We start from the raw sequence: 26559 nt of genomic DNA on the forward strand, positions 1-26559 counted from the left end.
TTTTTTTGCAGGATTTACAGTATTTATTTAAAAGAAAAAGACTAGACAACTCTAGCCTTTCATTTCAAATTAGAATTTTTTACGTTTACGAGCTGCTTCTGATTTACGTTTACGTTTTACAGAAGGTTTTTCATAGAATTCACGTTTGCGTGTTTCTTGAAGAGTACCAGCTTTAGTAACCGCACGTTTGAAACGACGAAGTGCATCGTCAAGAGATTCATTCTTACGTACTACTGTTTTAGACATTTTTTTCACTCCCTTCAAGTTCAAGATCTATTCCATTTTACACGCAAAATGAATAATTGTCAAGGGAAAACTGCCATAAACTTATATTATCTTCCCTTTTCTTTTTAAAAGGGACAACGTATTAGAATAGATGTCATAATAGCGAAAAAAATTATTTTAATCCTGTTCAGAAACAACTTTTATTTCTTTATCATTTACAATAACAGCTTGTAAATTGTTCATTCGCATTAAGTCGAGCTGATTTTTATAAGTTTCAAAGGTCTTCTGACTACTATCAGTAAAAGGTTCCTCACCATAATGTGGAAGTATGTAAAAATCCACTTCATCTAATCCCACTGTATCAGATAACTCTGTCGCTACCGTCTTATCGTCCATGAGTTTATTGTAGTCAATATCCTTGGCTGTAATGATAGCCCCTGCTGATTCTCCCACATAGACCAGCCCATCTCTTATTTGCTCTTTGATACGAGATAGGAGTTGTTTTTTCTTTAATTCTTGTAATAAATAAAAGGTATTCCCGCCTGAGATATAAAGAATCTTGCTTTGGAGAATCTTTGCCTGAGCAGTTTCTCTATCACAAGAAGCAATATCTAGAACCTCTATCTCAAATCCTAAATCCCTGAATGTTTGCTGAGCCTCATCGATATAGGCAGTATAGTCCTCTTTGTTCCCAGCGGTAGGAATAAATAAAACCTTATTTTCTAGATTCTTTTCCTTTGCATAATCGCTAAAAAGCTTTTTGACTCCAGCAAAGTATGAACATAAAAATAATTGTTTCATGATTGTACCTCCATTAATGTTTAATAATTTTATAAAAAATCCACGATCCCTTTCTTTGACTAGTTACGAGCTCAAACCCTATTAACAACAAGAATCGTCTAAATGTTTTTCGCTTTGAACCTCTGGCAAAAAGTAAGACAACTTGTTATATTCGCAACAAGCCAGTAAGAGCATCCCGTCTGATTTGAGTATTCTTCGAATTCCATAAAAGAAGCCTCTAGATTCTGCCAATGAAAATGAGGTTTGAAGGCTATGATTAAATCAAACTTAGAGCCTTCTCTAAATAACTTTATTATACCACTTTAGTAGAATTGTGAATAATTGATGCAAAATAATTAAACGATTTTCAAACCAATTACCAAAAAGAGAGAACCAATTGGTTCTCTCTTTCTGGTAGACTGACATCTTCTTAGATAGTAATGATTCAAGTATCTAAAACAACTTACTAAATGACTTTCGCCACTAATTATTCTTCCTCAGATTTTTTTCTTTGAGCTAGAGAAATTAATCCCATACCTGATAAAGCTGCCAATAGACCAGCTGTCAAGTGAGATGTCTCCTCAGAACCTGTATTTGGAAGAGTTTTAGTAGTTCTTTCCTCTGTAATACCTTGTTGTTCTGGATTTTCAACTACAGGAAGTTCTACTACGGTTGGAATATAGAATCCTGAAATGATATTTCCATTGCGATCTTTACGAATCACTTTCACACCTTTGGCTTGTCCTACAAAGTCTGTCTCAGGAGTAAAGGTGATGGTGCCATCTGGTGAGATTACATAAGTTCCTTCACCTGGAACGACTTTTTCAATTGTTCCATCTTCAAAGGTTGGCGGAACTGTCAGATCGACATCACCTGTAAAGTTTGGTTTACCAGTCTGAGTTTGACCTTTAAGACCTTCTGATGTCGTATCACTCACCTGTGTTTGTCCAAAGACCGTTGGTGTGTAGCGAGCAGTAACTACATTTCCATACATATCCAAACGTTTCACAACCAATCCTTTAGCTGTACCAACAAAGTCTGGTTCTGGAGTAAAGGTAATCTTACCATCTTTATCAATTGTATAGCTTCCTTCACCCGGAACAACCATAGTCGTGCTACCATCCTCAAATGTTGGTGGAACAGTCGAATCGATATGTCCTTCAAACACTGGTGTTGCCACTTGTGTTTGGCCTTTTGCTCCTGTAGAAGCCGTGTCATGACCAGTAGATGGATCTACAACTGTTGGACGATAGCTTGCAGTAACTGGGGTACCATTCTTATCCTTACGGACAATCGTTACGCCGGTTCCTTTTCCTACAAAATTAGCTTCTGGAGTGAATGTAACGGTGCCGTCTGGTGAGATTGCGTAAGTTCCTTCACCTGGAATCACTTTTTCAGTTGATCCATCTTCAAATGTTGCTGCCACTGTTTCATCGATTGGAACAAGCGGATTACCACCTTCAAATGTTGGCGTACCCGTTTGAACAAGCCCCTTAATGTTCACTGAAGAAGCATCTTTACCAGTTGGTGTTACTTTCGTAAACTCTGGGCTGTAGGTTGCAGTAACTGGGGTGCCATTCTTATCCACACGCTTAACAGTTACTGGAGCTGGAGTACCTACAAACTGCTTGTCTGGAGTGAAGGTCACACTTCCATCTGGCGCAATCGTGTAAGTTCCTTGGCCTGGAATATTCTTCTCTTTGCTTCCATCTTCAAAAGTTGGCTCGACTGTTTCATCGATTGGAACAAGTGGGTTGCCACCTTGGAAGCTTGGAGTACCAGTTTGTGGAAGTCCTTGAGGACCTGTGCTGGTTGCACCGGTTCCTGTAGGAGTCACCTTTGTAAACTCTGGACTGTAAGTCGCAGTGACTGGGGTACCGTTCTTATCTACACGTTTCACTGTGACTGGATCTGGGTTTCCGACAAACTGCTTGTCTGGAGTGAAGGTCACACTTCCATCTGGCGCAATCGTGTAAGTTCCTTGACCTGGAATAGATTTCTCTTTGCTGCCATCTTCGAAGGTTGGCTCAACTGTTTCATCAATTGGAACCAGTGGATCGCCACCTTGGAAGCTTGGAGTTCCTGTTTGTGGAAGTCCTTGAGGACCTGTGCTGGTTGCGCTAGTTCCTGTAGGAGTCACCTTTGTAAACTCTGGACTGTAAGTCGCAGTGACTGGGGTACCGTTCTTATCTACACGTTTCACTGTGACTGGATCTGGGCTTCCGACAAACTGTTTGTCTGGAGTGAAGGTCACTGTGCCGTCTGGGGTAATCGTGTAAGTTCCTTGACCTGGAATAGACTTCTCTTTGCTGCCATCTTCGAAGGTTGGCTCAACTGTTTCATCAATTGGAACCAGTGGATCGCCACCTTGGAAGCTTGGAGTTCCTGTTTGTGGGACACCCTGAGGACCTGTGCTGGTTGCGCCAGTTCCTGTAGGAGTGACCTTAGTGAACTCTGGGCTGTAAGTCGCAGTGACTGGGGTGCCATTCTTATCCACACGTTTGACAGTGACTGGATCTGGGTTTCCAACAAACTGTTTATCTGGAGTGAAAGTTACAGTTCCATCTGGTGCAATCGTGTAAGTTCCTTGACCTTGAATAGTCTTCTCCTTGCTTCCATCTTCGAAGGTTGGCTCGACTGTTTCATCAATTGGAACCAGTGGATCGCCACCTTGGAAGCTTGGAGTACCAGTTTGTGGAACACCCTGAGGACCCGTACTTGTTGCGTTAGTGCTGGTTGGAACTACTTCTTTCACTACTGCTTGGTACTTGACAGTAACAGGAGTTCCGTTGGCATCCATACGAGTCAATTCAAGCTCTGGTGTTTCACCCTTGAACTGTTTATCTGGAGTGAAGGTTACCTTACCGTCTGCGTCCACTTCGAACTTACCAACATTTGGCACTTCTTTCACAGTTGTACCATTGTCAAATAGTGGAGTTGAATCAGCTGGGAATGGTACTGAGTCATGGCCTGGCATGAAGCTGACTTTACCTTCTTGAACCTGACCTTGAAGACCTTCTGTCTTATCACCTGTACCAGTCGGTGTTACTTTCGTAAACTCTGGACTGTAAGTCGCAGTAACTGGGGTGCCATTCTTATCTACGCGTTTGACTGTGACTGGAGCTGGGTTTCCGACAAACTGTTTATCTGGAGTGAAAGTTACAGTTCCGTCTGGTGCAATCGTGTAAGTTCCTTGACCTGGAATAGATTTCTCTTTGCTTCCATCTTCGAAGGTTGGCTCGACTGTTTCATCGATTGGAACCAGTGGATCACCACCTTGGAAGCTTGGAGTACCAGTTTGTGGAACACCCTGAGGACCCGTACTTGTTGCGTTAGTGCTGGTTGGAACTACTTCTTTCACCACCGCTTGGTACTTGACAGTAACAGGAGTTCCGTTGGCATCCATACGAGTCAATTCAAGCTCTGGTGTTTCACCCTTGAACTGTTTATCTGGAGTAAAGGTCACCTTACCGTCTGCGTCCACTTCGAACTTACCAACATTTGGCACTTCTTTCACAGTTGTACCATTGTCAAATAGTGGAGTTGAATCAGCTGGGAATGGTACTGAGTCATGGCCTGGCATGAAGCTGACTTTACCTTCTTGAACCTGACCTTGAAGACCTTCTGTCTTATCACCTGTACCAGTCGGTGTTACTTTCGTAAACTCTGGACTGTAAGTCGCAGTGACTGGGGTGCCATTCTTATCCACACGTTTGACAGTGACTGGATCTGGGTTTCCAACAAACTGTTTATCTGGAGTGAAAGTTACAGTTCCGTCTGGTGCAATCGTGTAAGTTCCTTGACCTGGAATAGACTTCTCTTTGCTGCCATCTTCAAAAGTTGGCTCGACTGTTTCATCGATTGGAACCAGTGGATCGCCACCTTGGAAGGTTGGAGTACCAGTTTGTGGAAGTCCTTGAGGACCTGTGCTGGTTGCGCCAGTTCCTGTAGGAGTGACCTTAGTGAACTCTGGGCTGTAAGTCGCAGTGACTGGGGTGCCATTCTTATCCACACGTTTGACAGTGACTGGATCTGGGTTTCCAACAAACTGTTTATCTGGAGTGAAAGTTACAGTTCCATCTGGTGCAATCGTGTAAGTTCCTTGACCTTGAATAGTCTTCTCCTTGCTTCCATCTTCGAAGGTTGGCTCGACTGTTTCATCAATTGGAACCAGTGGATCGCCACCTTGGAAGGTTGGGGTGCCGGTTTGTGGAACACCCTGAGGACCTGTGCTGGTTGCGCCAGTTCCTGTAGGAGTCACCTTAGTCACTGTTGGTGTATAAGTCGCAGTGACTTCTGTACCGTTCTTATCCACGCGTTTAACCGTTACTGGATCTGGTGTTCCAACGTACTTCTTATCTGGCGTAAAGGTGATAGATCCATCTGTATTGATGCTATATTCACCTACACCTGGAACTGTTTTCGTTGATTGACCATCTTCGAAAGTCATTGGTTTCGTATCATCAATTGGAACCAATGGATTACCTTCTGTGAAGGTTGGGGTACCTTTTTGCGGTTGACCTTGGATACCATTTGAAGTGGCGTCCGTTGAAGTTGGGGTTACTTCTTTAACTACTGCTTGGTACTTAACGGTAACTGGAGTTCCGTTAGCATCCACACGAGTTAATTCAAGTTCTGGTGTTTCACCCTTGAACTGTTTATCAGGAGTAAAGGTCACCTTACCGTCTGCGTCCACTTCGAACTTACCAACATTTGGCACTTCTTTCACAGTTGTACCATTGTCAAATAGTGGAGTTGAATCAGCTGGGAATGGTACTGAGTCATGGCCTGGCATGAAGCTGACTTTACCTTCTTGAACCTGACCTTGAAGACCTTCTGTCTTATCACCTGAACCTGTTGGGGTTACCTTAGTCACTGTTGGGGTGTAGGTCGCAGTGACTGGGGTGCCGTTCTTATCAACACGTTTCACTGTAACTGGATCTGGAGTACCAACATATTGTTTGTCTGGCGTAAAGGTAATAGAACCATCAGGATTAATGCTATATTCACCTACACCTGGAACTGTTTTCGTTGACTGTCCATCTTCGAAAGTCACTGGTTTCGTTTCATCAATTGGAACTGCTGGATCACCTGCTGTAAAGGTTGGCTTACCACTTTGTGGCTGTCCTTGCAGACCAGTTGAGGTATCATTTGTACTTGTTGGAGTGACTTTAGTCACTGTAGGTTGATACACTGCTTCGGCAGTAGAAGAATTCTTATCTGTCACACGAAGGGTTGCTGGAGTTGGTGTACCATAGAAATCAGGTGCTGGTTGGAAGCTAATATCCCCATTCGGTTGAACAGTATAGGTTCCTTGAAGTTTACCGCTAGCATCATGTACTGGTAAGCTGTTACCTTGTTGAACTTGTCCATCAACCACAAACTGTGGACCTTCTGGTGCAAATGGTACACTCTCATTTTGTCCATTGATAGTTGCTTGACCAGGGGTAAAGGTAAGGTGGCTATCTTGTTTTTGACCTTGGAGTCCAGTAGTCTCTGCTCCTTGCCCTGTTGGAGTTGCAGCCTTAACATCCGCTTGGTAGGTAGCTGTTACTTCTGTTCCGTTCTTATCTACACGCTTAACAGTTTCTGCAGTTGGACGTCCAGAGTAGCCAGGAACTGGTTGGAAAGTAACGCGACCTGTACTGTCCACCTTATAAGTTCCAACGCCAGGAACCTCTTTCGTTGACTGACCGTTGTCAAAGGTTGGTGCAATTGATTCATCAATTGGAATACGGTTATCACCTGGAGTGAAGACCAAGTTCCCAGATTGCTCTGCACCTTGAATACCTTCAGAACTTGCATTTTGGGATGTTGGAACAACTCGGGTAACAGTTGGTTGATAGGTTGCAAAGTGATCATTACCACTTGCATCATTTACTTTTAATTTAATCGGATCAACAGTTCCTACAAATGATTTATTTGGGGTAAAGGTTACTCGACCCGTGGTTGGATCTAGGTTAAAGGTACCAACTTCTTTACCACCTGATGTTGCAGGAATACTAGTTCCTGAGATAGGATCTCCGTTTCCATCCAAGAAAGTAGCAGGATTACTTGGAGATGGTTGAACCGGTGTGTTAGCTGGATTCCCATCAGTAAATAAAATATCTTTTACTTGCGGTAAACCTTGAGCATCAGTTGAACGATGTTCAGTAAAATCAAATACTGTAGGAACATAACGAGCATCCATAGAATTTAGAGGTTGGTTGACAACAGGCTCTGAATTATTTTTTGCAGTCCATTCTGTGCTTGCTCCATTGTTGTCAAAGCGACGGATGTTAATACCTGATGTAGTCCCTACGTATCCAGCATTTGGAACGAAGACAACTTCAACATTGTCACCATTTGGCGTCACCTTGTAACGTCCTTCTGCTGTTGTATACCAACCTTCTGCATCTGCTGTTAATTCACGTCCGTTATTATCTAAAACGACAGGCGCCTTATTAGTATCAATCGTTGTTCTAGCATTCTCGTCTTCTTTAGAATAACCACGAGGTGTGAAACGTAAGCTTGTTTGTTGTTGTTGATCGCGTAAGCCCTTTGTTTCCTTCTTCTCCCCTTTTGGTGGATAAGTAAGGTTAACTTGTAAGTCTTCAACTTCACCACTAAAGGCTGTGCCAGTCGGTTTCTCGATATCACCTTGGTTCAAAGCAATACGAACACGCATTCCTAGCTTCTTAACGTTATCATCGTTCATAGGTGGGTGATTTCTGAAGGTAACGGTATAGTCGCCTTCATTCGTTACTTCTGTAAAATCACTAGCTTCATTCTCATCAAATTTTCCATTATTGTTGAAATCAATCCAAGCTCGAACATAGGATTTTTCATTTCCATTAGCTGAAGCATGGAAACGAAGCGAATAATCACCATCACGAAGACGATCTGCTTGGAATAACTCATGAGTCTTACCAACTAAGTCTGCTGGTAAAAGCTGATCAATCCCTTCATCAGCATGATCTGTACTATCATCATGGGTCCAATCATTACCTGACGTAGTATCAATATCAGCAGGTTTTCGACCAAGGTAAGGTTGTGGATTTTGTGCTCCCGTAGCGGCATTGTAACCAGAAATAGTATGAACTGCATTTCCATAACTTTGAGGCGCATCCCCAGTATCTACAACCATGAAACCAATCATAGCAGCTTGCTGACCAGAAGATGCAATATAAATTCCAACTTCTGAGGCTTCACGAGTCATCACAATTGGCACAGTATGGTCTTTAGAAGTATTTGGACCAAATACTTGTGAACCTAAGCCCCCTGTTTTTTGATCTGGGTTTGTGAATTTAGTCCAATCAATTGTTGGAATAGTTGCATTGTCACCAATATACTGACCAAGTCGATTAGGATTCATTGGTGCGTAGGTATCTGTAATCACTTTACCTTGTGGTGACACACGTTTCCATTCAGCTAAATGTTCCCATCCTTTACCATTGGTCGTAAAAATAGCATATTCACCTGGGTTTGCTTCTTCTCCATCCGCCATAACCACTGTGGCCTTAACAGGCTTGTTTAGATATGTTGCTTCAACCTTAAACTTCACACCATAACTTGCACCATTCTTAGGAACCTGCAATTGGGTTCTACGTCCATTAGTATCAATTCCCTGCTCACGAAGAGATGTCCATTGGTTCATAGGAGCACCAATGATTTTTGGTCGTGCAGAATCGCCCTCTTTAACTTGACGGTTATAATCTGCAGGGACATATCTAAACCAAGTGTTTTTGGCATCAGGATCATAGGTATTAGCATACTCAGTGCCTGCTACACGATCACGATAGACTTCAGTTGAATGGAATGGTTTTAGTTCTGTAACTGTTAATTTGACAACATAGCCTGGAGAGATTTCTTTCTCGTAAACACTGCCTACTTTAAGAGAACCGTCAGTATCAAGTCCTTTAAATGCCTGACTATCACCAAAATCTAACCAGTTAATTTGCTTAACTAGATCCCCAGGGCGTTTCTTTTCAGAATCTGCTAAAGTTGGTTTTTCAATTGTGTTGTTAGGATCTCCATCACGTAAACCAGTAGGTGTAGCATCTCGACGTGCTCGACGAGAACGTGTAGGTTGCGTAGCCTCCCTAGTCGCTACTGGTTGTTCTACAGCTCTTGAAGCGCTTACAGCTTCTGAGCTAGCTTCAGTTGAAGCTGAATTGGTACTCTCTGCAGGCTTCATTTCTGTAGAAGCAACCGGCTTCTCAACTGAAGGTTGAGGTGTTTCAGAAACAACTGGCTGTTCATTCTTTGGTTTCTCAATAGATTCTGAAACTGAGTTTGCAGGTTTACTATTTTCAGCGGATTGAGGAATCTCAGTAGCTGAAGCAACTACAGTAGTTTCTGCATTTTGTATTGTCTCAGATGTTGTTGGTGCTGTAGTAGTTGCTGATGGTTCAGCAAGATCCGTTCGAGAAATCTCATTTTGGACACCAGAAGTGCTTGTTTCATCAGCGCTAACCTGAGACGTCACTCCCAATAGAACCAAGGTAGACAAGAGCACAGAGCAAACACCCACGTTTAGTTTCCGAATAGAAAACTTACGAAGGTGTGGATTAAATAATTCTTTTCCCATTAGAATCTCCTAAAATTATTTTTTAAGATATTATACATTATTTTTAATGATTTAGCTACTAAATTATCCTAGAATAATAACTTTTTTCCTATTTAATTTAATAAGCAAAGTTTTTAAATATTATTATATTAAGTGTTCTTTATGTTTGTTTTTAGGAATATTTATACTAATGTTTTATCTTTCAAATAAATTATTTTACAAACTAAATTAACCTTTCTTAGAATATAATAAAAAATTCCTGCTATTTATAAAGAATCAAAAAACCACTCACTCCAAAGAGCAAGTGGTTCTTCTATTTTTACTTTTCAAGTAAGCTTAGTGCCTTAGCATCTGCAATGATGGTCACATCAGGGTGGTTTTGTAGGCTACTTGCTGGTAGACTTTCAGTCACTGGACCAGACACTGTTCCGGCAATGGCTTCTGCTTTCGACTCACCGTAAGCAAAGAGAATAATTGACTTGGCATCCAAGATGTTTTTAATTCCCATTGAAATAGCTTGAGTTGGGACGTCTTCAATCTTGTCAAAGAAGCGAGCATTCGCTTCGATGGTAGACTGGTCTAGTTCTACTAAATGCGTTTGACTGTCAAATGGAGTACCAGGCTCATTAAAGCCGATATGACCATTGCGACCAATCCCCAAGATTTGCAAATCAACAGGATGGTCAGCCAAAATTTGATTGTAGCGTTCAACTTCTTCTTCAGCATTATCCTTAACACCACGTGGCAAGAAGCTTTCTTTAAATGGCTTTTGGTTGAACAAGTTTTCTTGCATGAAGTAACGGTAAGACTGTGGATTTTCCCCATCAAGCCCTACATACTCATCGAGATTTACACTGGTTAGATTTGAAAAATCAAGGTCACTCTCAACAATTTCCTTGTAAAATTCAAGCGGACTACTTCCTGTCGCAAGTCCTAATGTTTGAGCACCATTGGCCAATTTTTCCTTCAAAATCTCAAAAGCTACTTTTCCACCTTCGACTTGATTTTCAACTTTAATAACTTTCATCTTTTCATCCTCCGTTTTAATCTATATTTATTATATGGTATAGACCAATTTTTGTCAAATGAAAACGATTTAATTTCTAAAAAAAGAGCGCCCAAACTTGAAACATGTTATAATGGATAAGATTAGAACTTAGAAAGAATGATGAAAAATGAATACAGCTGATTTTGATTTTCACTTGCCAGAGGAATTAATTGCCCAAACGCCCCTTGAAAAACGAGATTCCTCCAAACTCCTTATCGTTAATCGTGAGACGGGAAAAATGCAGGATAAACACTTCCACTCTATTATCGATATGCTGGAACCTGGTGATGCTCTTGTTATGAACGATACCCGTGTTCTCCCTGCCCGCCTCTATGGTCAAAAGGGAGAAACTGGAGGCCATGTGGAGCTTCTCCTACTAAAAAATACCAGTGGAGATGAGTGGGAAGTTCTGGCTAAACCTGCCAAACGCCTCAAGGTCGGGACTCGGGTCAACTTTGGTGATGGTCGCCTCAGCGCTGTCGTTACGGAAGAATTGACCCACGGGGGCCGCATTGTCCGCTTTGAATACCAAGGAATTTTCCTAGAAGTTCTGGAAAGTCTGGGTGAAATGCCACTACCACCTTATATCCATGAAAAATTGGATGATCGTGAACGTTATCAAACGGTCTACGCTAAAGAGAGTGGCTCTGCTGCTGCACCGACTGCTGGATTGCACTTCACCAAAGAACTGTTAGCAGAAATCCAAGCCAAAGGTGTCCATCTGGTCTATCTCACTCTTCACGTCGGACTCGGAACCTTTAGACCTGTCTCTGTTGACAATCTGGACGAACATGAAATGCACTCCGAATTCTACCAGCTTTCTGATGAAGCAGCTGCCACCCTTCGCTCTGTTAAGGAAAATGGAGGTCGTGTTATTGCTGTTGGAACTACTTCGATCCGCACACTGGAAACAATCGGCTCTAAGTTTGACGGACAAATCCAGGCTGATTCTGGCTGGACCAATATCTTTATCAAACCTGGTTATGAGTGGAAGGTCGTGGATGCTTTTTCAACAAACTTCCACCTGCCAAAATCAACTCTCGTCATGTTGGTCTCTGCCTTTGCAGGTCGTGATTTAGTCCTAGATGCCTATCACCATGCCATCCAAGAACACTACCGTTTCTTCAGTTTTGGAGATGCCATGTTTATCTATTAAGAAAATCCCTATTAGGAAACCTAATAGGGATTTTTCTAATTATTCCATACTAAACTTTGGATCCTTCAAACTCTGCACACTGGCATTGATAACTGCTCCGATAATCAAAATCTTAGCGATGAGTATAAACCAGAACATCATGACCACTACGATAATGGAACTGAAAAATCGAACATCAATTAGGTGATTAACATAACTATTGACGTAGACAGAAAAGATATTCAATAAAAAGATAAGAGTTAGCAAGACAAAGATACTTCCTGGTAAAACATAGCGGATTCGTGGTGCTTTTACTTTTGGAAGGAAGTAATAAATCATGACTAGAATGGCAAAGATCAAGGCATAGACCAGAGGGCCTGTAAAATCTTGCAGGTAGGAAAATAGCGGACTGTCTGATTGCCAGTAAGTTTTGAGGAGATTGAGCAACATACGACCAAACATACTCAAAAACAAGGCCAAGGCAAAAAGGATCTGCAAGCCGAAACTAACAAGTAGACTCATCAACTGATGGGAGATAATTCCTCGACTCTTGTTCACTCCATAGGCTTTGTTAAAAGCTTTTTGGAGGAAATCCATTGATTTCGAAAAGGTCCAGAGTGCAGATAAAACGGCAAAACTCAGCAAACCAGTTGATGGTTGAGTCAGAACTTCTCGGACAATCTTGGCGACCACATCATACACAGTATCAGGCAAAAATTCCTTGATTATAAGTAAGAAATTTGAGACCGGAATCTGAAAATAAGGCAAAATATTGACCATTATCATTAGCAAAGGAAAGATTGAAATCAACCAATAGTAGGCAACCGCAACACTGGTCAATTCACTATCAGATGCTTGATAATAATGCAAAAAAGCTTTCAATAAGGGCCTGTCCATCAGCTCTTTCCACCACTTTTTCATGTTCCATCCTCCGTCATTTTCTTCATCATTTAAGTTCTTTTGATTAAATCTAGCATATCATAAGGCAAGGTATTTGCGGCCTCTTTCAGAGAATAATTCTCTAGATTATTAACATTTTGGCGTAGTTTTTTGGCATACTTGGCTGTCATCAGTTTAGCTTCTTCGTATTCAAAGATTGCCTTACGTTCGAGATAGTAGCCTCGTAGCATTTCATCGATATTGTTTGGCTTGATGCGATTGATAACCCTCTCAACAAAGGCACCACTTCCGATAATGGCCGTCTCACGTAGACGAGACTCTTGCATAAAACTAATCAGAGAACTCTTGTAAACCCCTTTTAGGTTTTCCAAACTCTCGATAATCAGCTCTGTATTTTCCAGATACAACTCTGAAATCTGATCATAGTCAACTGCTAGTAGTTTACGAGATTCTTCATTCATCCAACTACGGAAAGTTTTGCCAAAGGTAAACATTTCATGGAGTAGAAAGCGCAGTATCCGTAAGGAAACTAGGAAATAATAAGTCACTTTAGAAGCGAAATTCCGATTGATACCCTGCTCCATGTTTTTTAGGTAACGTTGGTAAACTCGATAGCCACGCTCACTGATTCTATTTTCTTCGTAGGCTTGCTCCAAACCGTCACTCTCAATACTCAAGATAAGAAGCTTGAGGGACTCCCAGTCCTCTTGGACTCTCTTATTTTCCAGACTAAGGATGAGGTTTTCAATCCGACCATGGTAATTATCAATAGCTGCATAAAGAGGGAGTTTGTTCTTGTGATGGTCCAGCTCTTTTTCTAATTCTGCAGCTACATCATTCAAAATCGCAATATGCATCAAATGGTCCTTGCTTTCCTCTTGTTCCTCAGATAAGTGAGGGAGGACCAATAAACCTGTTAGAAAGCTCAATAGTGTAACACCTGCTACTAGGAAGAGCAACAAAGGATATTCCTGCTCCAAATGACTTGGTATGAGGAGAATGGTCGCGATAGATACTGTTCCTTTGACACCAGAGAAGGTCAAAAGAAGCATATCTTTCATGTACTTATGAATTTGTTTCTTAAGTCGACGCGTCCTCACAAAGTAAAAACCAGCAATCATGACAAAGCGGATCGCAAAAAGCAAGAAGGTCAGAACGACAACTGAAATCAGTAAAAGAAGGGGATTGTAGAGAGAATTAGACAAAATCGGCTCTGCTATCAACTCTAATTCCATTCCCAAGAGAACAAAGACTGATCCATTTAGCATAAAGGTCACGGTGTGCCAGACGGTCTCCGTCACGGTGTCTACCTGAGCCTCAAGGAGCGTAATTTTCTTAAAGCGACTGGCCTTCAAAATACCTGCAACCACTACTGCGATAATCCCTGAAACATGAAACTCTTCTGCAATGAAAAAGGTCATGAGTGGCAAACTTAGCTCTAGCAATAGTTCACTGGCTATATCTATCGCTCGTACACTCAGCAAAAAGCTATGCAAGAAACGATTGACCATAGCCGTCACAAAACCGACTACAAAACCACCAAAGATAGAAAGTGCTAGGGAAGTTCCTGCTTGGCTGAATGAAAACGTTCCTGTTGTCCAAGCAGCAAGAGCCATCTGAAAGGCAACCAAACCAGAAGCATCATTTAAGAGTCCTTCCCCTTTTAGGATATTAGAAACCCGTTTGGGAAAACGAAAACGTTCAGAAAGAGATGCAAAGGCAACCAAATCTGTTGGCCCAAGTGCCGCTCCAACTGCTAAACAGGCCGCCAAAGGAAGAGTCATCCAAAGGAAGTGAGCCATGCCCCCCAAGCTTAAGGTCGAGATAAAAATCACAGGAAAGATCAGAAAGACGACAATCCGCCAATGCTTCAAAATGGACGTAATATCCGCTTCTTCTGCCTCCCGGAAAAGTAAGGGACCAATAACCATGGCTAGAAACAGCTCTGTATTGAGATGAAAGTCCGCATCGGGAACAAATAAACCAATCCCAATCCCCAAAAGAATTTGTACAAGAGGAAGGGGCAAAAAAGGGAGAAGTTTATTGGTCGTGGTTGAAATGATTAAGACAAATAAAAATAGAATCAAGTAAATGAGTAATTCCACACAATTCCTCCTTAATCTTTTTTACAACAAGATTCAAAAATCTCCTTTTGCTCTTGGATTTTCTGATCAATCTTAGAACAGTCTTTGTGTTCAATTTTTTTCTGGCATCGTTCCATTTCAAGAGCCACTAATTTTTTCTTGATTTTAAGCATTTTCTTGCTCATATGTGCTTCGTCGAGCACCCCGACTGCTCGCTCGTGATGCGTTGACTCGACAAAATTTTGGCGCATTGCCTCAAGCTTCTCACGAAGGTATTGTTTATCCATGTCTATACCTTTCTAATTTTTCAATCATAACTAAAAACGGTGGATTATTAACTTGGTTGAGAGTCCGATAAATGGCAACTGTATACTCTTGTTGGTTCAACTGGCTAACAAAATCCAATACAGCATCCCTCTCGGTGTCTCCTCCTTCATGACCATAGTAGATCATGATAGCAATCCGTCCCCCCTTGACAAGCAAATGACACAGCTTTTCTAAGGCTTTGATAGTAGTCTGAGGTTGGGTGATGACGGACTTGTCAGCAGAAGGTAAATAACCCAGATTAAAAATCCCTGCCTTAGCTTCTGTCACAAATTGGTCCAGTGTCTCGTGACCTTTCAAGATTAACTGGGCATTTTTCATTCCAGCCTGATCCAAACGCTCTTGCGTCTTCTCCAAAGCTTGCTCCTGGATATCAAAGGCATAGACTTGCTTGGCTAGCTTGGCTAAAAAAAGGGTATCGTGGCCATTACCCATGGTCGCATCCACTACAATATCCTCTTTTGTCACAACCTCAGCCAAAAAATCATGTGCCATCTCAAGTGGTCTTTTCATTTTAAAACTCCTGTTTTACAGCCTTGCATCCTTGCACACTTCCGCGGCGTCTCATTTCAGTTTCAATAGCATTTAGCACTTCCCATTTATTGAGGCTCCACATAGGACCAATCAGCATATCTCTCGGTGCATCTCCTGTAATTCGATGGATGACGATATGCTTGGGAATGATTTCCAACTGGTCACAAATGACCTTGACATACTCGTCCTGACTCATCAGTTGCAAACGTCCTTCGTGGTAATCTCGCTGCATCCGTGTATTGGTCATGAGGTGAAGCAAGTGCAGTTTAATTCCTTGAATATCATTATCCGTAACACAGCGACGGACATTTTCAACCATCATCTCATGGGTTTCCCCAGGAAGACCGTTGATCAGATGGGAAACAATTTCAATCTTGGGATACTTTCTCAAGCGTTTTACTGTTTCAACATACAATTCATAAGAATGGGCACGGTTAATCAAGTCAGAGGTTGCTTCAAAAGTAGTCTGTAAGCCCAATTCAACCGTCACATGCATACGTTCCGATAACTCAGCCAAATATTCGATTGTTTCATCAGGTAAGCAATCCGGGCGTGTTCCGATATTGATTCCCACTACACCAGGTTCGTTGATAGCCTGCTCATATCGCTCCCGAATCACTTCCACCTTTTCATGGGTGTTGGTAAAGTTTTGAAAATAAACCAGATACTTTTTAACTTCTGGCCACTTGCGGTGCATAAAGTCAATTTCCTTATAAAATTGCTCACGGATAGGGGCATCCGGTGCCACGATGGCATCTCCAGAACCTGAAACCGTACAAAAAGTACAACCACCATGAGCTACAGTTCCATCCCGATTTGGACAGTCAAACCCCGCATCAATAGGAACTTTGAAAGTCTTTTCTCCAAAAAGCTTTCGATAATAATCATTCAAGGTATTATAAGATTTCATAACTTTCATTATAACAAAAAACACCTACAATCTCAAAAGCCTGACTTTCCTACAAATTCCCTTGTTTCTCATTTCCTTTAGCGTTTTTTTATGATACAATATGGGTATGATTTTAATGAAAATAGCATCTATTTTATTATTGATATTAACCTTGGTGGTTTGTTTTATTGTCACCAAGCTTTTCGGACTTAGGAAAATAGGATTTAATTTCGCGGATCTAGCTTTTCCACTTTTGATATTTGAGTACTATCTGATTACTGCTAAAGCTTTTACCCACAACTTTCTACCGCGACTCGGTGTTGCTCTTTCTCTCCTAGCAATCCTCCTTGTAGTCTTTTTCCTTGTCAAAAAACGAAGTTTTTATTACCCTAAATTCATCAAATTCTTCTGGAGAGCCGGTTTTCTCCTGACCTTAATCATCTACATAGCTATGATTGTCGAATTGATGATGGTAAAATAATTACCAACCCAGTATTAAATGCTGGGTCTTTCTTTTACTCCTATATCTAAAAAAGGCCAGAGAAATCCTCTGGCCTTTTTATCACAGATTAAACCTAAGAAAAATAAATGGAAACTATCTTTCTCACGCTAGATTATTTATTTTTACGGCTTACAAAGTACAATCCACCAGTCACTGCCATCAAAGCAAGTCCTGCAACTACTGCTGCGTTAGATGCTTTTTCACCAGTGTTAGGAAGTTGAGGTTTTGGACCTGGTTTTCCTGGTTCATTTGGTTCACCTGGTGTTGGTTTTTCTGGAATGTATGTATTTGTGATATTGAAGTCTTCTACTTTAGATGTATAACCTTTAACCGGAACTTCTACTACATAGTATTCGATTGCTTGACCGTCTTTGTAACGATCAAGGTCTGTAAACTCATAAGTCCAACCACTTGCTTCTGAAGCTATTGCAGTTTTACCAGTATCTTTACCATTGGCAAATAGTTTAACTGTAATAGATGCTGGACGAGCGTCTTTATGGTTTTCATCACCTTTCCAGATCTTCTTACCTTTTACAGATGTTTTATCTGGTGTATGGGTGTTGGTCACATTCATACCAGTTTCAGTAGCTGTGTAACCTGTAGGAACACCAACTTCTTTGACTGTGTACTCGATTAGCTTACCATCTTGGTAACGGTCCAGATTAGTAAATTCATACTTCCAACCTGTTTCCGCTGTGGCTGTAGCTTCTTGGCCAGTTTCTTTACCATTCGCAAGAAGAGCGACAGTGATAGATGCTGGACGGATTCGATCTTGGTCGTTATTATCAATCCAAGTCTTTTGCCCACTTACAGCAATTTTTTCTGGTGTATATTCATTGGTAATGGTGTACTTACCTTCTTTTTCTGTTGTGATTGTTGAAGTATATCCTTTCACAACCACTTCTTTGACTTTGTACTCGATTTCTTTACCATTTTCATACTTAGGAAGTGCTTTTGATTCGAACTTCCAGCCAGTTTTTTCTGAAACTTCAATTTCTTGAACAACCTTGTCGCCGTTAAGAATTTGAACTTTCACAGATCTTGTACGTTTACCGTCTTGGTTGTTGTTATCTTTCCAAACCTTAGTTCCTGAAAGAACAACTGTTTCTGAGTTATAAGTGTTTGTAACTACTTGACCAGTCACAGAGGATTCGTAACCAGCTGGTACATCCACTTCCTTGATAGAATAGGTGATTTCTTTTCCAGCTTCGTATTGTGGAAGATTGGTGAAGGATGCTACCCAAGTGTTATCATCAGTCTTCTCCTTAGCGGTTAAGGTTAATTTCTTACCTTCAACGGCTACTGGATCTGCATTTCCTACTTTTTTATAAAGTTGAACTGTTACGGACTCAGGACGTTTACCGTCTTGGTTGTTCGCATCATTCCATACTTTTGTTACCTTGTAGTCAATTTCTTTAGGAGCATATTTGTTTGTGATGGTAAAGTCTGTAATAGTAGATTCGTATTCGGCTACGGCTTCTTCTGTTACAGTGTATTTGATTTCTTTACCATCTTTATATTTTGCTAATTTCGTGAATTCGACAGTCCAAGTTCCATCTGCGGCTGCTTGAACTTCTTTCGAATCAACTTTCTGACCGTCTGCTAAAAGATTGATTGTAATCTTGGTTGGACGTTTGCCGTCTTGGTTGTTAGCGTCATCCCAGTTCTTAGTTGCTTTTACATCAACTGTTCCTGGAGAATAGCTATTTGTGATGGTAAATCCTGATGTAGCGTCACCAGTAACTTCTGAAGTATAACCAGCAACCGTTACTTCTACTACTGTGTACTTAATAGGTGTTCCGACTTTATCAGCATCAAGGTCTTTGAAGCTTCCAGCCCAACCATTTGCTTCAGTCAGTTCAAGTGTTTTACCAGTATCTTGACCGTCCGCAAGCAATTTAACTGTGACAGAAGATGGTCGTTTACCGTCTTGGTTGTTCGCGTCCTTCCATACTTTCTTAACAGGAACTGCCGTTTTTGCTGGAGTGAAAGTATTTTCGAAAGCTTTTTCATCATCGTAAGAAACAGTTGCTTCAAGTGCACCTTTACCCTTGTCCGCTACAGTAACTGTAGCCGTGACAGTTTTAGTGTCGTACTTGATGCTTGTATCACTGCCAGCTTTTTCAGCAATTTTAAAGGTATAAGTCCCTGCTTTGTCGAATTCCAATTCTGAGAAAGCAATGTTTCCGTCTTTGTCATTCTTCACAGTTTCTTTCACCTTACCATCTTGGTCTGTTAAAGTGAATTCAAACTCTTCAGCCTTTAACTCACGTCCTGTAAGTTTTTTATTAGCTTTAATCTTGGCTTTAGCTTTGCTACGTTTATTTGTAACTGTTTTGATAGCTCCATCTTGTCCAACAGTCATCTCAAATGGAGTAGGATTTAACTCATATCCCTCAGGAGCCTCAACCTCGGTTACTGTAAAGTTCCCTTTCTTGATATCACTTTCTGAGTAAATAGATGATTCAGCAATTCCGTCATCATTTGTCGTTACAATTTCCTCTTTAGCAGTAGCTCCTGCTGGAGGAGTAATCTTGAATTTTGCTCCTTTTAGACGGTCATGAGTCAGCTCGTCGACCTTGTAAAGAATGATACGGTAAGCAGTTTCTAACTGAATTGTACCACCAGAAGCAATGACTGAGTTTCCGATTTGCTTAACGACTGTCTTATTACTATAGTCGTCATATGTTAGAATCTGGTCATCACCCTTCATTTCAGCATTGTTTTGGACTTGCGTGCCATCCGCTGGAGCACTTGTTTTATAATTAATTCGAAATGCTGCTGGTTTACCGTTCTTCGCAAGAATTGAAGATGCATTGTTAATTGTTAAAGTAAATTCTGTGTAAGAATCATTCCATTTTACTTGGTAATCCTTACCAGCTTCTAAAACCACTTCATCTTTCAAATAATAATATTGATCATACCAACCTGCCGTGACGCTAAATGTTTCAGGGATCATCTGCATTGGTGAAGCATTTGGATCTACCCAGTCATGAATTTCAATTTTATTATAGGCTGCCTGTTTCGGATTAACACGAACATACCAGCTGTGTAAGTATTTTCCACTCTTATTTAGAGCCTTTGATGTCCAATCCTCTTTGTAAATCAAACCGTGATATTTATTGAAATTAGCTCGACCAATTCCTTCAGAATAATCAGCCGCATCACCTTTTTTAACCTTGATTTGATGGGTAATTTCATTTATAGTTTCCGTTTTATCAAAACGGAGCGTTTCATTGCTTAATTCATTTTTAGAACTAAAACCAACAAAGAAATTTCCTTTAACATTTTGGACTTGATAGCCACCCTTTTTCTCAAGATAGGTTTTCAGATTTTTTAACGTAATAGTTGCCTTACCACCATTATTATCCCCGTTTGATATAATTTGAGTTTCTCCGATAACCAGATCGGTTTCCTTATCTTTTAAATCAAAAGTTTCATTTCTAACCGTTAAAGGACTCGGAACAGTAAAGTTAAAGGTATCACCGTCCTCTAATTTACCATCATAGGCGCTCAAATCGTAATCAACAGTGAATTTATAATTTGAGTAGTTATGATGTTCAGGAGAAAGTGTATAAACGCCATTCGCATCCGGTTTTATAAACTTACCATTATCAACCTCCCAAATTCCAATATTACTGATAACGTTCTTCAGATCCTTTGCTTGAACTGAATTTGGAGCAAATATCATCCCTAACAAACAGGCCAGAGAGGTTAGGATGGGTAACCAAAATTTCTTGTTCTTCATAATCTTCCTTTCTAAATTACCGAAAACATTAAAACGACCAACTATGATTGTAAAATTTCAACACACATCTCCTTTCAAATTCATTGAAATACATGAGGGTTATTGACTAAGTTACATCATATTAACATATTTCATAACTATACGTAATTGCAATATTTATCCTATTTGTTCTGTTTTTAATATAGAAACCTCCTTTAATTTCATTATAAAACAAAATTAACTTTTTTTGTAATAATATAAGGTTATTACTCTTTATAAAATATTGACACAGTGTAAAATTTTAACTTATATTTTTATTTTACCAACATAAAGCTTTCTCTCAAGAGACAGAACGCCTACAAAACTAGCTTCCATTTATAAAAAACACTTAAAAGTAGCATATAGAAATATTACATTTATTTATAAGTTTGAATCATCTTAATATTTATTCCAACTATTTTATATAATTGTTAATCAAATAGAATTATATAATATCCAACATTCTTTCTGAACATAATATAAATTTGAATTTTTATTTGTCTTAAATTGAAAACAGAAAGACCAGGTTTCCCTGGCCTTTCTGAGATACAGTCAGAAGAAATACGGCTCTATAATATTTGTAGTGGGTAAATATCCTATAGATATTATGGAGCCTATTTTTGTGTAGAAAAAAAGTCCCATATCATCTATAATGAAAAGCGACCAAACCATCATTAGAAAGAATCATATGGAACAATTACATTTTATCACAAAATTACTAGACATTAAAGACCCTAATATCCTATTTGTAGATGTTGTTAATAGGGATACTCACAAAGAAATCATCGCTAAACTGGACTACGACGCCCCATCTTGTCCTGAGTGTGGAAGTCCAATGAAGAAATACGACTTCCAAAAACCGTCTAAAATCCCTTACCTCGAAACAACTGGTATGCCTACTAGAATTCTCCTCAGAAAACGCTGTTTCAAATGCTATCAGTGCTCGAAAATGATGGTCGCCGAAACATCTCTCGTCAAGAAAAATCTCCAAATTCCCCGTATCATCAACCAAAAAATTGCTCAAAAGTTAATTGAAAAGACTTCTATGACCGATATTGCCCATCAACTGTCCATTTCAACGTCAACTGTCATACGTAAACTTAATGACTTTCACTTTAAGAATGATTTTAGCCGACTTCCTGAGATTATGTCTTGGGATGTTGAAACAGTCAGGAAAGTGACTGTTTCAATCGGGAGATGAAGATGAGCTTTATTGCTCAGGACTTTGACAAGCTCAATATCATCTCCCTTCTTGAAGGAAGAACACAAGCCATCATACGAAATCACTTTCTTCGCTACGATAGAGCAGTCCGATATCGAGTTAAAATCATTACAATGGATATGTTTAGTCCTTACTATAACCTAGCTAAGTAACTTCGCTTTCCAATTTCCAGGCTCAGACTGAAACAGTCCACTGGTTTGTTTTACTCCGACACCTAAGACGTGCTATGAGTCATGTGTGTATCCAAATCATGAATCAGTTCGATAGAAAATCCCGTGAATACAAGGCTATCAAGTGCGACTGGAAACTCATTCAACAGGATAGTCGTAAACTCAGCCATAAGCGATTTTATCGCCCTACTTTTCGCATGCACTTAACCAATAAAGAGATTCTAGACAAGCTTTTGAGTTATTCAGAAGACTTGAACACCACTACAATGTCTATCAGCTCTTGCTTTTTTTCTTTCAGAATAAGGAGTCGGAGAAATTTTCGGACTCATTGAGGACAATCTAAAGCAGGTTCATCCTCTCTTTCATACTGTCTTTAAAACCTTTCTAAAGAACAAAGAGAAAATCGTCAACGCTCTCCAATTACCCTATTCCAACGCCAAATTGGAAGCAACGAATAATCTCATCAAACTCATCAAGTGCAATGCCTTTGGATTTCGGAACTTTGAAAACTTCAAAAAACGTATTTTTATCGCTCTGAACATCAAAAAAGAAAGGACGAAATGTGTCCTTTCTAGATCTTAGCTTTTCTTCATCCCACTACAGTTGCAAAGAGCTCGGATAAATAAATTGTCTAACTTTTAAGGTGCAGTTCAATAAATCTAAGTTTCCATTTTAGAAACGAATCGCTTCACGTGTTTTTTCATATGAAGTTACAAAACGGTTTGTGACCCCTGGTTCAGCAACTTCCAAGGCTTGTGAAATTTTTTCAAATGATGCTTGGTAGTCAAACTCTTTTTCAAAAATTTCAAGCGCTTCGTTAAAGGCCTCTTGGATACGCTCGTCGAATGAACGGTAACGGTTTGAGTATTGCAAGAGTTGCTCCGTCAAAGTTGCATATTGAACGATATCATAGGTTTCTGTTTCAAGTGCTTCCATGTCATTCGTTACGACTTCAAGAATTCGTTTAACCGATTCAATATTCACTTGTGGTTGTTCTAACTCTGCCATCAAATCTTCTGTGTTATGACTTGCAGTAAAGAAAAGTTTCAAGAAACTTTGAGGAATACCTGGCAAGTTTCTCTTCTCCATGTAACGTTTGGTAGTATGCAAACGGTTCACATAGACATTTGCTTTTTGGCGAGCATTGAGGTCGTCTTTTTCGATTTGGGCAAGTCGTTCGCTAACAGAGATTTGCTCATCCTCAATATCCTTGAGGTTACTTTGAAGCATTTCCAACTGTTCTTCAAGAACTGAGTAGGCTTGTGTTGACTCACCTTGATCCTCTGTCACTTCCATGATTGCCGTATCAAGTGCAGCCAATTCTGCTTGAAGACGACGAACATGATTTCCATCACTTTCAGGAAGAAGGTAGGTTTTAGTCAAACGTTCAAGATCCTGAACAAGCACCTGATTATTTTCTTTCAAGTGGTTGAGATAGGTTGGAAGTGTTGAGAGGAGATTCTCAACGACTTTTTGAGCCTCAATTTCACGAGTGAAAATATCATAAAGTGCGTTGATTTCTTCTTGAATGCGATTATTTTCATACTCTGCATTGTCCAACTCCAACTGACGAATGTTTTCTTGATTATTCTTCAAAGATTCATACAAAAGTTGGAAACGTGACTCAATATCTGTTTCAGTAAAGTGGTAGCTGGCATCCAACAACTTGCGATAACCTTCTTCCAAATCTGCCAATTGGTCTGGCAATTCCTTGGTCAAGGTTTCAACAAGAGCTGGAATTCGCTCAACGATGTGTGTCAAAGCAAGAATATGATTTTCAGTTGAATCAAGAATTGCTGCCGCTTCAACTGGGTCACCTGATGAGTTCAAGGTAACAAATTGAGAGAATTCTGATTGGATATTTTCCAATTGTTTCTCAATCTCAGGGAGGGCTTTCCCATACTTCTCTGAATCTTCTGCAACAGTATGTTGAAGGGATTCAAACAAGTCCAAGGCATGAAGGACACGACCACTGTTCTTAGATTCTTGTTTTTCAAGTTCAGAAAGGGCATTGCGAATAGCCGTAATGTCTTCTTCAATCAAGCTGATTTGGCTCTCAATTTGATCAAGTTTGTGTGTTGCCTTAAAGAAACGGAAAGAATTATTGTAGCTTTCAGCTTCAAAAAGATGATTCTCAATATCAGCAAATGAGTTCAGAGATAAATCAACCCATTTTTGGTTCCATTCACGGAAGGTTACCTGACTTTGACCAATCAAGTGCATGTTTTTAACGGCTTCAACCTCGTCATTAACTGGGAGGTTGTAGAGTTCTTCTTTTCTTTCTTCAAGGGCCGTTAATCTACTTACATTACGCTTACGTAAAAAGATAACTGCTACATAAGCTAGGATCAAAATGACTGCAATCGCAACCATTAGATAAATTAGTTGTCCATTAGACATATCAAACTCCTTTTATACTAGAAACAATCGTAATGATTATATCATATTTTTTAAACCAAGGGAACTATTTCCCACAATTTTTAGACGTCAAGTGTACTATAAACAGCGTTTTCTTCGATAAATTCGCGACGAGGTTCTACTCGATCGCCCATCAACATATCAAAGATTTTATCTGCTTCGGCAGCATCATCTACCGAAACACGCGCCATCAAGCGATGTTCAGGATCCATGGTTGTTTCCCACAATTGGTGGTCATCCATTTCTCCCAAACCTTTATAACGTTGGATGGTTGGTTTCGCACGGCCTTCACTATGACGTGCTAAGGCTTCTTGGAGTTTAATTTCTTGATCTGCACCAGGTTGAATGTATTCTTTAATCTCACTTCCAACTTTTACTCCGTAAATTGGAGGTTGGGCAATGTAGACATATCCAGCTTCTAGAATTGGCTTCATGTAGCGGTAAATCAGAGTCAGTAAGAGGGTTCGAATGTGGGCTCCATCAACATCGGCATCGGTCATCAAAACGAGTTTTTGGTAACGAGCCTTAGTGACATCAAATTCTGCACCAAATCCTGTTCCCATGGCTGTGAAAAGGCTTCGAATTTCTTCGTTGGCAAGAATTTTATCCATGCTGGCTTTTTCAACGTTCAAAATCTTACCACGAATTGGAAGGATAGCCTGGAACTCACGGTTACGACCAGATTTGGCTGATCCACCAGCTGAGTCTCCCTCAACGATGAAGAGTTCGGTTTCAGCAGGGTTATTTGAAGAACAGTCTGCTAGTTTTCCAGGAAGATTGGAAATTTCCAAGCCAGATTTCTTGCGAGTGACTTCACGCGCACGCTTGGCAGCTACACGAGCCTTGGCAGCCAAAATCCCTTTTTCCACGATGCGCTTGGCAATCTGAGGATTCTCCATGAGGAAATCAGAAAAGGCATCGCTAAAGAGGCGGTTAGTAATCTTAACCACTTCGCTATTTCCCATTTTTGTCTTAGTTTGTCCTTCAAACTGCGGATTAGGGTGTTTGACAGAAATAACAGCAGTCAAACCTTCACGAACATCTTCCCCTGTCAGGTTATCTTCATTGTCTTTTAGCAGTTTATTCTTGCGGGCATAATCGTTGATAACACGAGTCAGAGCCGTACGGAAACCTTGCTCATGTGTTCCACCTTCATGGGTATGAATGTTATTGGCGAAACTCATGACGTTTTCGTGGTAACCGGTTGTGTACTGCATGGCAACTTCAACAGTAATGTCATCCATTTCACCGTCTGTGTAGATTGGTGTATCAAAGATTACATCCTTGTTCTCGTTGATATATTCAACGTAGCTAGAAATCCCACCCTCATAGTGGTAATGTTTAGTCTGTTCAAGACCTTCACGCTTATCTGTGATGGAGATTCGAAGACCTCGGTTCAAAAAGGCTAGTTCTTGAATACGTTTGTTTAATTTTTCAAAGTCAAAAGTTGTTGTTTCTGTAAAAATCTCTGGATCTGGTGTGAAGTGAACTGTTGTTCCAGTTTTATCCGTATCTCCAACCACCTCAAGATCAGCAACTACATGACCACGACGGTATTCTTGGTAATGAATCTTACCGTTTTTATGAACATGAACATCTAGTTGAGCTGAGAGGGCATTTACTACTGATGACCCCACACCATGCAATCCACCTGAGACCTTGTATCCACCACCGCCGAACTTTCCTCCAGCGTGAAGAACCGTAAAGACTGTCTCAACAGCAGGACGTCCTGTCTTTTCCTGAATGTCAACAGGAATTCCACGTCCATCATCCACAACGGTGATGGAATTATCAGGCTCTATAAAGACTTGGATGTGACTGGCAAATCCAGCTAGGGCTTCGTCAATTGAGTTATCAACGATTTCCCATACTAGATGGTGAAGACCTTCTTTTGAAGTCGATCCAATATACATACCTGGACGCATACGAACAGCTTCAAGTCCCTCCAAAACTTGAATTTGACTGGCATCATAATCTTGTGCCTGTTGATTTTTGATTTCTTCTGTCATTTTTT

General features: G+C 40.3%; 14 protein-coding genes and 2 pseudogenes. 3 read left to right on the forward strand and 13 right to left on the reverse strand.

Features of this window, described 5'->3' with window-relative positions:
• Nucleotides 1-69 precede the first annotated feature (69 nt).
• The 5 genes and pseudogenes from rpsU to ACLV7H_RS06895 form a co-directional block, all read right to left on the reverse strand.
• Entirely contained in the window at nucleotides 70-246 is a 177-nt protein-coding gene (gene rpsU, locus ACLV7H_RS06875) for a 30S ribosomal protein S21 (RefSeq protein ID WP_000048054.1), read from the reverse strand.
• A gap of 156 nt (nucleotides 247-402) precedes the next feature.
• Nucleotides 403-1026 (reverse strand): Type 1 glutamine amidotransferase-like domain-containing protein, encoded by a 624-nt coding sequence (locus tag ACLV7H_RS06880; protein ID WP_045590849.1) that lies wholly within the window; start codon nucleotides 1024-1026, stop codon nucleotides 403-405.
• A gap of 13 nt (nucleotides 1027-1039) precedes the next feature.
• Nucleotides 1040-1292 (reverse strand): annotated as a pseudogene (locus ACLV7H_RS06885) (SAM-dependent methyltransferase); the annotation flags it as partial.
• A 200-nt stretch (nucleotides 1293-1492) separates the two neighbouring features.
• Nucleotides 1493-9574, reverse strand: coding sequence for a CshA/CshB family fibrillar adhesin-related protein (locus tag ACLV7H_RS06890; protein ID WP_411866731.1), 8082 nt, complete (start codon nucleotides 9572-9574; stop codon nucleotides 1493-1495).
• 298 nt (nucleotides 9575-9872) lie between these two features.
• Nucleotides 9873-10580 (reverse strand): glucosamine-6-phosphate deaminase, encoded by a 708-nt coding sequence (locus ACLV7H_RS06895; protein WP_045590847.1) that lies wholly within the window; start codon nucleotides 10578-10580, stop codon nucleotides 9873-9875.
• A 148-nt stretch (nucleotides 10581-10728) separates the two neighbouring features.
• Between ACLV7H_RS06895 and queA the strand changes: the two genes are divergently transcribed.
• Nucleotides 10729-11757: a tRNA preQ1(34) S-adenosylmethionine ribosyltransferase-isomerase QueA gene (gene queA / locus ACLV7H_RS06900; RefSeq protein WP_411866732.1), complete on the forward strand. Its 1029-nt coding sequence runs from the start codon at nucleotides 10729-10731 to the stop codon at nucleotides 11755-11757.
• A gap of 39 nt (nucleotides 11758-11796) precedes the next feature.
• Here the strand turns inward: queA and ACLV7H_RS06905 are convergent, their stop codons facing one another.
• From ACLV7H_RS06905 to ACLV7H_RS06925, 5 genes are read right to left on the reverse strand one after another with little or no spacing between them, the layout of a single operon-like run.
• On the reverse strand, nucleotides 11797-12657 hold the full coding sequence (locus ACLV7H_RS06905; protein ID WP_411866733.1) for a YihY/virulence factor BrkB family protein: 861 nt from the start codon (nucleotides 12655-12657) through the stop codon (nucleotides 11797-11799).
• A gap of 29 nt (nucleotides 12658-12686) precedes the next feature.
• On the reverse strand, nucleotides 12687-14741 hold the full coding sequence (locus ACLV7H_RS06910; protein WP_411866734.1) for a cation:proton antiporter: 2055 nt from the start codon (nucleotides 14739-14741) through the stop codon (nucleotides 12687-12689).
• Nucleotides 14742-14752: 11 nt separating this feature from the next.
• Nucleotides 14753-15007 (reverse strand): hypothetical protein, encoded by a 255-nt coding sequence (locus tag ACLV7H_RS06915; RefSeq protein ID WP_000361094.1) that lies wholly within the window; start codon nucleotides 15005-15007, stop codon nucleotides 14753-14755.
• Nucleotides 15000-15557, reverse strand: a complete 558-nt coding sequence (locus ACLV7H_RS06920; RefSeq protein WP_045590839.1) for a tRNA (mnm(5)s(2)U34)-methyltransferase — start codon at nucleotides 15555-15557, stop codon at nucleotides 15000-15002. Before ACLV7H_RS06920 ends, ACLV7H_RS06915 begins: the two co-directional genes overlap by 8 nt.
• 1 nt (nucleotide 15558) lies before the next feature.
• Nucleotides 15559-16497 (reverse strand): TIGR01212 family radical SAM protein, encoded by a 939-nt coding sequence (locus ACLV7H_RS06925; RefSeq protein WP_411866735.1) that lies wholly within the window; start codon nucleotides 16495-16497, stop codon nucleotides 15559-15561.
• A 91-nt stretch (nucleotides 16498-16588) separates the two neighbouring features.
• On the opposite strand from ACLV7H_RS06925, the gene ACLV7H_RS06930 reads away from it, so the two are divergent.
• Complete coding sequence (locus tag ACLV7H_RS06930; RefSeq protein WP_045590837.1) at nucleotides 16589-16948, forward strand: DUF3397 domain-containing protein; 360 nt, start codon at nucleotides 16589-16591, stop codon at nucleotides 16946-16948.
• A 133-nt stretch (nucleotides 16949-17081) separates the two neighbouring features.
• Here the strand turns inward: ACLV7H_RS06930 and ACLV7H_RS06935 are convergent, their stop codons facing one another.
• The gene (locus tag ACLV7H_RS06935; RefSeq protein WP_411866736.1) at nucleotides 17082-20717 is read right to left on the reverse strand and encodes a Cna B-type domain-containing protein; all 3636 of its coding nucleotides are present in this window, start codon (nucleotides 20715-20717) and stop codon (nucleotides 17082-17084) included.
• A 706-nt stretch (nucleotides 20718-21423) separates the two neighbouring features.
• On the opposite strand from ACLV7H_RS06935, the pseudogene ACLV7H_RS06940 reads away from it, so the two are divergent.
• Nucleotides 21424-22709: pseudogene (locus tag ACLV7H_RS06940) on the forward strand (ISL3 family transposase).
• 90 nt (nucleotides 22710-22799) lie between these two features.
• Here ACLV7H_RS06940 and ezrA read toward each other — a convergent pair.
• The gene (ezrA, locus tag ACLV7H_RS06945) at nucleotides 22800-24527 is read right to left on the reverse strand and encodes a septation ring formation regulator EzrA (protein WP_411866737.1); all 1728 of its coding nucleotides are present in this window, start codon (nucleotides 24525-24527) and stop codon (nucleotides 22800-22802) included.
• Nucleotides 24528-24607: 80 nt separating this feature from the next.
• Nucleotides 24608-26554 carry a DNA topoisomerase (ATP-hydrolyzing) subunit B gene (gene gyrB / locus ACLV7H_RS06950; RefSeq protein WP_411866738.1) on the reverse strand — a complete coding sequence of 649 codons (1947 nt, stop codon included), beginning with the start codon at nucleotides 26552-26554 and terminating at the stop codon, nucleotides 24608-24610.
• Nucleotides 26555-26559: the final 5 nt, after the last annotated feature.

The sequence above is a fragment of the Streptococcus oralis genome, assembly GCF_965111685.1.
GTDB classification, from domain to species: domain Bacteria; phylum Bacillota; class Bacilli; order Lactobacillales; family Streptococcaceae; genus Streptococcus; species Streptococcus oralis_B.